Genomic DNA, 8889 nt, shown 5'->3' on the forward strand with positions numbered 1-8889 from the left:
AGAAAGGACCACCATGCTGGACGCACAGGCTTACGGAGCGGTTTCCCGCACCGAGCCCCTGACCGCCATGACCGTCAAGCGCCGGGATCTGCGGCCCCACGACGTACTGGTGGAGATCCGCTACACCGGCATCTGCCACTCCGACATCCACTACACCCGTAGTGAGTGGGGACCGGCGAGCTACCCTGCCGTGCCCGGTCACGAAATCACCGGAGTCGTCGCGGAGATCGGGTCCGCGGTCACTCGTCACGCCGTAGGAGACCGAGTTGCTGTCGGCTGCCTGGTTGACTCCTGCCGGGAATGCGCCTACTGCCGCGCCGGCGAGGAGAACCACTGTGTCAAGGACGGGGGGACCCTCACCTTCGGATCCGTCGACGCCGACGGCGAGGTGACTCAGGGCGGGTATTCCACCCATATCGTGGTCACCGAGGATTTCGTCCTCCGGCTGCCCGACGGGCTGGATCTCGCCGCCAGCGCTCCGCTCCTGTGCTCCGGTGTCACCGCCTACTCCCTGTTGCGGCGGCAAGGCGTCGGCCCGAACTCCCGCATCGGCGTGGTCGGACTCGGTGGACTCGGCCACGTCACGGTGAAACTCGCCCACGCGATGGGCGCGGAGGTCACTGTTCTGTCGCACTCACCCGCCAAGCGAGAAGACGCTCTCGCTCTCGGGGCCGACCACTACCACGCCACCAGCGATCCGGCGGTGTTCGAGCAACTCGCCGGAAGTTTCCCCCTGCTCATCATCACGGCCAGCGCCCAACTCGACCTCGACGCCTACCTTGGCCTGGTGGCGACCCATGGCAGCTTGATCAATCTCGGCGCGCCGGCTCAGCCGTTGCAGATGTACGCCTTCTCCCTGCTGAAGCGGGACGTGTCGATCGGAGCCTCGCTCATCGGAGGGTTGCAGCAGACTCAGGAGATGCTGGACTTCTGCGCGGAGCGGGGCATCGTGTCCGAGGTCGAGATCATAGCCGCCGAAAGGATCAACGAGGCGTACGAGCGCATGCTCGCGTCCGACGTGCGCTACCGGTTCGTCATCGACGCGACCACCATGGTCCGACCCTGAGGACATGGGGTGTGCCGGTTTTGAGGCTTCCCCTCGATTGTGGACACCTGGGCTCTTGGGGCTCCAGAGGAAGTAGCATCAGGTGGGAAGCGAGTAAACGAAGCGTTACGCCCGAGGAGTTGAAGCGGCACGCGATCGCGCTCGTCGATTCCTCGGTCGGCACGGTCGCCGCCGTCGCCCGCGAACTGGGCATCAGCTCAGAGTCTCCGCGCGACTGGTACCGCCGGTCTTAGGGCGTGCAGATCTTTAACTCGTGGCTTTCTGCTTGGTGATTCGTTGGTCTGGCATGAGTGGGTTGGATGGGCAACGGGCCGCGCTGGCAGCCAAGTTCGAGGGGATTCTGCCTCACCTCGACGAGCGGCAGCGTCGCCTGCTGATAGGGGCGGAGGCCCAGTCCCTTGGCCACGGCGGGATCAGAGCGGTCGCTCGTGCCGCCGGTGTCCGTGAGGCCACTGTGTCTGCCGGAGTGCGGGAACTCGGCTCCGGGCAGGCTCGGCCGTGTCCGTCGGCCCGGTGCCGGCCGCAAACGCGTCGTCGACCGCAACCCAGCCGTTCGGGAGGCACTCCTCACTCTGGTCGAGCCCGACGTCCGCGGAGATCCCATGTCGCCGCTGCGCTGGACCACCAAATCCACCCGCAAGCTGGCCGAGCAGCTGACCCAGCAGGGCCACAAGATCTCCGCGGCCACGGTGGGCGACCTGCTGCGCGAGGAGGGCTTCAGCCTGCAGAGCAATGCCAAGACACTGGAAGGCAAGCAGCACCCCGACCGGGACGCGCAGTTCCACTACCTCAACGAGCAGGCCCGCGACCACCAGGATGACGGTGCTCCGGTGATCAGTGTGGACACGAAGAAGAAGGAGCTGGTCGGCCCGTTCAAGAACAACGGCCGTGAATGGGAGCCGAGAGGCGAGCCGGTGCGGGTCGACACCCACGACTTCCCCGACCGCGTGCTGGGCAGGGCGGTGCCCTACGGCATCTACGACGTCGCCGCGAACACCGGCTGGGTCAACGTCGGCACCGACCACGACACCGCCGCGTTCGCCGTCGAGTCGATCCGCCGCTGGTGGAACGGAGCCGGGCGGGCCACCTACCCGACGGCCGGCCGACTGCTGATCACCGCCGATGCCGGCGGCTCCAACGGGTATCGCACCCGCACGTGGAAGACCGAACTCGCCCGGTTCGCCGCTGAGACCGGCCTTACGATCACCGTCTGCCACCTGCCTCCCGGGACTTCGAAGTGGAACCGGATCGAGGTGCGCCACGAGGCGCCACTCTTACCGGGCAGGGGTGAAAGACCCCTGCCGCCGGGCTGTCGCAGCAGTCCGGTGAAGCTGAGGGCAGCTGAGCCGTGGAGTCGCACGGTGAGGTGAGAGCAGCCCTGACAACGACGGAGCGCGCCGGTACTTCCAGACGGTGCGTGTCCGGCAAGCAAGACGAGACGCCGTACGAGAGGAACCAGTGTCTGACGTCCCGTAAGGGTTCCACCGGCTCCAACCTGGAGGATATGGGCCGGATGCAGCGCACGCCGTCCGCTTGTCGGGCGGCGACTTCGAAACCGGTCTTTCGATGCTGGTGAGGAGGCCACGCTGAATGACTGCGGCGTAGGCGTGGCGATGCTGTCGGGGTAGAGCTGGGCGGCTCGCTCGTCGACCGGAAAGTGGTGAACGTGGGAAGCGCGCTGGAACCGCCCGTCCCGGCTGACATCAAGTCAGCCGGTGGGCAGGCCCGTCGTCGGCTGACGGCTCCAGCGCGTGGCGGAGGCCCCGTAGTAGTCCGAGCGCACGAGAGGTGCGTACATGGCGAAGGGGGCCAGCAAGTCAGCAGCGGACGTGCGGGAATACCAGGAGGTTGTCGCCGGTGAACACCGACGAGCTGGAGTCCGCCACGTATGTGGCAGAACGACGGGTACTGGAGATCCAGACCAAGCTTCACCGTTGGGCCCGTGACGATCCCCGTCGCAGGTTCGATGATCTGTTCAATCTCGTTGCCGATCCTGCGTTTCTGCTGGTTGCGTGGGATCGGGTGCGGAGTAACAAGGGCGCGAAGACCGCCGGGGTGGACGGCCGGACGGCCGCGTCCATCGCGTGGGGCATGGGCGTCGAGGAGTTCCTCGACGGGCTGCGGGCCAGTATCAAGGACCGTAGCTTCCGTCCCCTTCCTGTCCGTGAGCGGATGATCCCCAAGGCCGGCGGCAAGTTGCGCCGTCTAGGGATCGCGACGATCACAGACCGGGTGGTGCAAGCGTCCCTGAAGCTGGTGCTGGAGCCAATCTTCGAGGCGGATTTCCTCCCGTGTTCTTACGGGTTCCGTCCCAAGCGCCGGGCCCACGACGCGGTGGCCGAGGTGCGCTTCTTCACGTCCAAATCGTATGAGTGGATCGTGGAAGGCAACATCGAAGCCTGCTTCGACGAAATCTCGCACCCCGCCCTGATGGGCAGAGTGCGGGCCCGCGTCGGGGACAAGCGCGTCCTGGACCTGGTGAAGGCGTTCTTGAAGTCAGGGATCCTCGATGAGGACCGTGTACTTCGGGACACCACTGCCGGTACTCCGCAGGGTTCGATCCTCTCGCCGTTGATGAGCAATGTGGCCCTCTCGGTCCTGGACGAGTACATCGCCCAGGCGCCGGGAGGACCGGAGTCCAAGCCCTGGGAGCGAGCCAAACGGCGCCGTGAAGGTCTTCCGAACTGCCGTATTTCTAGGTACGCGGATGACTGGTGCCTGATGGTGAGTGGAACCAAGGAGGATGCCGAAGCTCTGCGCGAGGAGATCGCGGAGGTCTTGTCGACGATGGGCCTGCGCCTGTCGCCCGAGAAGACCCTGATCACCCATATCGACGAGGGGTTGGACTTCCTCGGATGGCACATCCAGCGTCATCGCAAACGGGGCGCCGACCGCCGCTACGTCTACACCTATCCCTCGCGCAAGGCCCTCAAGGCCGCGATGGGCAAGGTCAAGGAGATCCGGCGCAGAACAGCCACCGGCCTGCCACTGGACGAACTGCTCATCCAGATCAACCGGATGCTCTTCGGCTGGTGCATGTACTTCCGTCCCGGAGTGTCCAGCGCGACCTTTCAATACCTGAGGAACTATGCGTGGAATCAGGTGATGAAGTGGTTGCGCCGCAAACACCACCGGATCAACCGGAAGGACCTCCGCTGTCGCTACTGCAACGGCGGATGGTGGCCATCAGGGGCTGAAGTATCCCTGTTTGACCCCGGCAAAGTGCGCACTACGCGCTACCGATACCGGGGAACAGCGGGCATTCCTTCGCCCTGGCCGACCGCCACATGAGGAAGATTCCCAAGGGCTGAACGGGGCTTGTGGAGCGCCCGGTGCCGCGAGAGTGGCACGCCGGGTGCGGGAAGAGGCCCAGAGAAACGGCTCGCTCGAAAGACGAGACCGCGCTCTGGGCCTACTTCACCACCGGCTGTTCTCCCACATCACCATGAACTGGCGCGGCAGGCCCCTGACCAGCCACGAAGTCATCGTCGATAGCATCGCGGCGACCACCACCAAGACCGGCCTAACCGCAATGCCGGGACTCTGCTGGTGATCTTGTCCGGGGCGCTGACGGTGGGGCCGTTGGATGGTTCGCTGGAGGAGTGCGGGGTGGCCTCGGATTTTGGGGTGTGGGGGCAGTGTCGTTACGGCCGAGGAGTTTCCAGCGGATTCCGGTGAGGACGGTGCGGACAGCGCGGGCGGCGTGTCTGAAGAGCACTCCGGCGATGCTCATCCGGGACCGGCTCGATGTCCTGTTCGGGGACGAGGAGTTCGTCGGGCTGTATCCCTCCGACGGCAAGCCGGGGCTGTCACCCGGACAGCTGGCGCTGGTGTCGGTGCTTCAGTTTGCGGAGAACCTCTCCGACCGTGCGGCGGCGGACGCCGTCCGCACCCGGATCGACTGGAAGTATGCCCTCGTGCCTTGAGCTGGAGGATCCGGGGTTCGACCACTCGGTGCTGTGCGAGTTCCGGGCCCGGCTGGCCGAACAGGACGGTGCCGCCGACCGGTTGCTGCAGCTGATGCTGGACCGCCTGGTGGAGGCCGGCCTGCTCAAGGCCGGGGGCCGGCAGCGTACCGACGCCACTCATGTGCTGGCCGCGGTTCGCACGCTCAGCCGCCTGGAACTGGTCGGGGAGACGCTGCGGGCAGCGCTGGAGGAACTGGCCGAGGCCGCCCCTGCCTGGCTGACTCCGCTGATCGAGCCCGAGTGGGCCAAGCGGTACGGGCGCCGGGTTGAGATCGGCAAGCTGCCGGGCGGGAAGGCGGCCGTGACCGCCCGGGCCGAGGAATTCGGCAGGGACGGACAGAAGATCCTCACCGCCGCCTGGGCCGCTGATACCCCACCCCACCTGCGACTTCTTCCGCAAGTGGAGATTCTGCGAGAGGTATGGGTCCACCACTACTACTGGGATGCGAACGGATGTCTGCGCTGGCGGGACGGCCACGCACTGCCGCCCGCCTCGCTGCGGTTCGACTCTCCCTACGACACCGACGCGCACTACTGCGTCAAACGGGACACCGCCTGGAGCGGCTATCGGACGCATTTCACGGAAACCTGCGACGAGGAACGCCCCGAACTGGTGGTCCATGTCGCCACCACCATCTCCACCGTCCAGGACATCGAGCTGACCGACACCATCCACGACGAGCTCGCCGAGCGGCAGTTGCTGCCCGGCGAACATGTCGTCGATTCCGGCTATATCTCCCCGGCACGCATCGAGCGGGCCCGGCGGGTGCACAACATCGCTCTGCTCGGCCCGGTCGTCGCCGACCACAGCAGCCAGGCCAAAGCCGGTTCAGGCTTCGGCAAGGCGGCCTTCACCATCGACTGGGACCACGAGCAGGCGATCTGCCCACGCGGAGCCACAAGTGTGTCCTGGACCGAGCTGCGGATGAAGGGGAACACCTATCTGCAGGCCCGGTTCACCGAGGCAGACTGCCGGCCCTGCCCGGACCGCACACAGTGCACGTCCTCCGCGACCCGGCCCCGCCCGATAGCGGTGCTGCCCCGGCCGCTGCATGAGATCCAGACGCAAAACCGGCTCGATCAGCAGACCGAACAATGGCAGCGCCGTTACGCGATCCGCGCCGGCATCGAGGCCACCCTCTCGCAGAACGTCCGGGTCCACGGGCTGCGACGTTCCCGCTACCGCGGCCTGGCCCGCACCCACGTCCAGCACGTCCTGACCGCGATGGCCTGCAACGTCGCCCGCATCGCCGACTGGATCGACACCGCACCCAGAACACAGCGCCGGGCCACGCACTTCCGCACTCTGTGCTCAGCCACCGCATGACCTGCCCAACATCACCAGCAGAGTCACGGCATTGCCCCTAGAGGTCGTTTTCTCCCGTTGTTTCATCCCGGTATGCGGATTTGATCCGGTGATGTCATGTCGCGCCAGGAGATGGTGTTCTCTCCGGTGAGGCGGCGGGCCATGAGGTCGGTCATGGCGAGGTGGATCATGGCTTCGGAGCGGGCTGGAAGGGTCTCGTGGTCGCGGGCCAGGCGGCGGTGGAGCATGAGCCAGCCGTAGGTCCGTTCCACGGCCCAGCGTTTGGGTATCGGGGTGAATCCCCTGGTCCCGGGGGTGCGGGCGCTGATCTCCATGTCGATGCCGAGGGTGGCGGCGTGCTCGACAAGGTGCTTGCGGTAGCCGCCGTCCACCCAGGTCTTGCGGATCGTGGGGTGGTCGGCGGCGACCTGGTCGAGCAGGCGGGTGCCGGCGTTGGAGTCCTGGACACTGGCCGCGGTGACCAGGACCGCGAGTAGGAGGCCGAGCGTGTCGGTCACGATGATGCGTTTGCGGCCGACGATCTAATGGGCGGTAGCTGAGCCCGATGGAGCACTTTCTCGATGCCGACCGCCGGCGTCAGTACAACGTCCACCGACGATCGGGGCCGTGAGCCCTCAAAGAAGGCTGACGTGTGCTGGCGCTCGCCGTCGGTATCGAGAGCAAACCCTTGGTCACCGATGATGATCGTGGTCCAAGCCCCCTGCGGGGACTACCTCTTACGTGCTCGGGAGCCACCAGCTCCGATCAAGACCGAGGGCCCCGCAGGTCGCTGGGGTCATGAACGGCTAATCGGATGTCGGGCCCTCGAGCCCTTCCATTAGAGAGACGCATGCCCTGCATGGCTGTGACCAGCCGCAACACAGGTTCGATGAGAAGGCGTGAGGCGAGTGAGAGCGTTCTGCGGCATCGACTGGGCCAGCGACCACCACGACATAACCGTCGTCGACGAAGCGGGTTCGCTGCTGGCCCGGGCTCGCATCGATGACTCCGCGGAAGGGTTCGAGCAGCTGCTTCAGATGCTCGCCGAGCATGGCGACAGTCCGCAGGATCCCGTCCCGGTGGCCATTGAGACCTCCCGCGGTCTTCTGGTCGCTTGCCTTCGGGCAACCGGCCGCCCCGTCTACGCCATCAACCCGATGGCCGCCGCCCGATACCGGGACCGTCACACGGTCTCGCGGAAGAAGTCCGACCACCTGGACGCCATGGTGCTGGCGAACATTCTCCGCGCCGACGCCGCCGCGCACCGTATGCTTCCCGCCGACTCGGAGGTGGCCCAGGCCGTCGCGGTCCTTACCCGTGCCCAGCAGGACGCCGTCTGGGACCGAATCCAGGTCGGCAACAAGCTGACCTCCCACCTGCGCGAGTACTTCCCCAGCTACCTGGCCGCCGTCGGGCACCGTCGCGAGGGCATCTATCACCCCATAGCCCGGGCTCTCCTGGCCGCGGCACCGACTCCGCGCCAGGCGGCCAAACTGACCAGGACGCAGCTGCGCGCCGTGCTGAAGAAGGCCGGCCGCAAGAACACCATCGACAGAGAGGTCGAGCGTCTACACAGCGAACTTCGCGCGTCGCAGATGCGCCATCTTCCCCTGGTCGAAGAGGCCATGGGGCGCCAGACACTCGCGCTGCTCCGGCAGTTGGAAGCCACATGCACGAGCGCCGATGACCTTGCCAAGGCCACGGTGCAGGCGTTCGAGGCACATGCTGACGCCGAGATCATCACCAGCCTCCCAGGACTGGGCCCGCTCAGCGGGGCTCGGGTTCTGGCCGAAATCGGCGACGACCGGACTCGGTTCGCCGACGCCAGAGGGCTGAAGGCGTACGCGGGTTCCGCCCCGGTCACACGGGCCTCCGGCAAGAGCGTGTCCGTCGCGGCCCGCAGAGTGAAGAACCAGCGCCTGGCCGGAGTCGGCTACATGTGGGCCTTCTCAGCGATGGCCCATTCAGACGGAGCACGGGCTCACTACGACCGCCGACGCGAAGCCGGAGATCGGCACACGGCAGCCCAGAGGAACCTCTTCAACCGAATGATCGGATGCCTGCACCACTGTCTGACTCATCGGGTCCCGTTCAACGAGAACGTAGCCTTCCCGACCTCGCCAGAACCCCGTCTCACCCTCGCAGCTTGACACGTTCTTCGCATCGGATGTCTTCTTGGCGTTGTCCGTGCCATGGCTCGCGGCGGGGACGCTGGTGGAGGTCTTCACGCTCTGTGCGTCGATCACGCAGGCCGAGGGCTCGGTGTCACGGCCCTCCTGCCCGCGGACCAGCTCCCGTAGCAGGCCGTTGAGCTGGGCGAAGATGCCGCCCATCTGCCACTTGGCGAAGTAGCCGTAGACGGAGTTCCAATGGGGGAAGCCGTGCGGCAGAAACATCGCCATACCCCAATGAAATAGATGAAAACGACCTCTTAAAGAGCGTTTTGTCCCGGTGAGGTTGTTTGGTGGCGCTTCGGGAGGCGAGTGGGTCTGCGACTGCTGAGGTGAGAGTGGTCAAGGCGGGCTTTGCGGCGGGGGACTCCATACCTC

At 66.1% G+C, this 8889-nt stretch carries 5 protein-coding genes and 4 pseudogenes; 7 read left to right on the plus strand and 2 right to left on the minus strand.

Going from position 1 to position 8889, the window contains the following annotated elements; genetic code table 11:
- Positions 1-13 precede the first annotated feature (13 nt).
- The 6 genes and pseudogenes from ACFZDK_RS52375 to ACFZDK_RS52400 all read left to right on the plus strand — a co-directional run bounded on the left by ACFZDK_RS52375 (position 14) and on the right by ACFZDK_RS52400 (position 6361).
- On the plus strand, positions 14-1066 hold the full coding sequence (locus tag ACFZDK_RS52375; RefSeq protein ID WP_390985586.1) for an alcohol dehydrogenase catalytic domain-containing protein: 1053 nt from the start codon (positions 14-16) through the stop codon (positions 1064-1066).
- 286 nt (positions 1067-1352) lie between these two features.
- A pseudogene (locus ACFZDK_RS52380) lies at positions 1353-2367 on the plus strand (ISAzo13 family transposase); the annotation flags it as partial.
- 556 nt (positions 2368-2923) lie between these two features.
- Positions 2924-4357: a group II intron reverse transcriptase/maturase gene (gene ltrA, locus ACFZDK_RS52385; RefSeq protein WP_390985589.1), complete on the plus strand. Its 1434-nt coding sequence runs from the start codon at positions 2924-2926 to the stop codon at positions 4355-4357.
- A 124-nt stretch (positions 4358-4481) separates the two neighbouring features.
- Positions 4482-4592, plus strand: a pseudogene (locus tag ACFZDK_RS52390) (hypothetical protein); the annotation flags it as partial.
- Positions 4593-4791: 199 nt separating this feature from the next.
- On the plus strand, positions 4792-4992 hold the full coding sequence (locus tag ACFZDK_RS52395) for a transposase (RefSeq protein WP_390985592.1): 201 nt from the start codon (positions 4792-4794) through the stop codon (positions 4990-4992).
- Positions 4976-6361 carry a transposase gene (locus ACFZDK_RS52400; RefSeq protein ID WP_390985596.1) on the plus strand — a complete coding sequence of 462 codons (1386 nt, stop codon included), beginning with the start codon at positions 4976-4978 and terminating at the stop codon, positions 6359-6361. The genes ACFZDK_RS52395 and ACFZDK_RS52400 overlap by 17 nt, the downstream gene beginning before the upstream one ends.
- A gap of 62 nt (positions 6362-6423) precedes the next feature.
- Here the strand turns inward: ACFZDK_RS52400 and ACFZDK_RS52405 are convergent.
- Positions 6424-6882 (minus strand): annotated as a pseudogene (locus ACFZDK_RS52405) (transposase); the annotation flags it as partial.
- A gap of 366 nt (positions 6883-7248) precedes the next feature.
- Between ACFZDK_RS52405 and ACFZDK_RS52410 the strand changes: the two are divergent.
- A complete protein-coding gene (locus ACFZDK_RS52410; RefSeq protein ID WP_390985599.1) occupies positions 7249-8490 on the plus strand; it encodes an IS110 family transposase in 1242 nt (413 codons plus the stop codon).
- Positions 8491-8511: 21 nt separating this feature from the next.
- Here the strand turns inward: ACFZDK_RS52410 and ACFZDK_RS52415 are convergent.
- Positions 8512-8733 (minus strand): annotated as a pseudogene (locus ACFZDK_RS52415) (transposase); the annotation flags it as partial.
- Between the last annotated feature and the right edge of the window lie 156 nt (positions 8734-8889).

This window comes from Streptomyces sp. NPDC007901 (assembly GCF_042959465.1).
Taxonomy (GTDB): Bacteria; Actinomycetota; Actinomycetes; order Streptomycetales; family Streptomycetaceae; genus Streptomyces.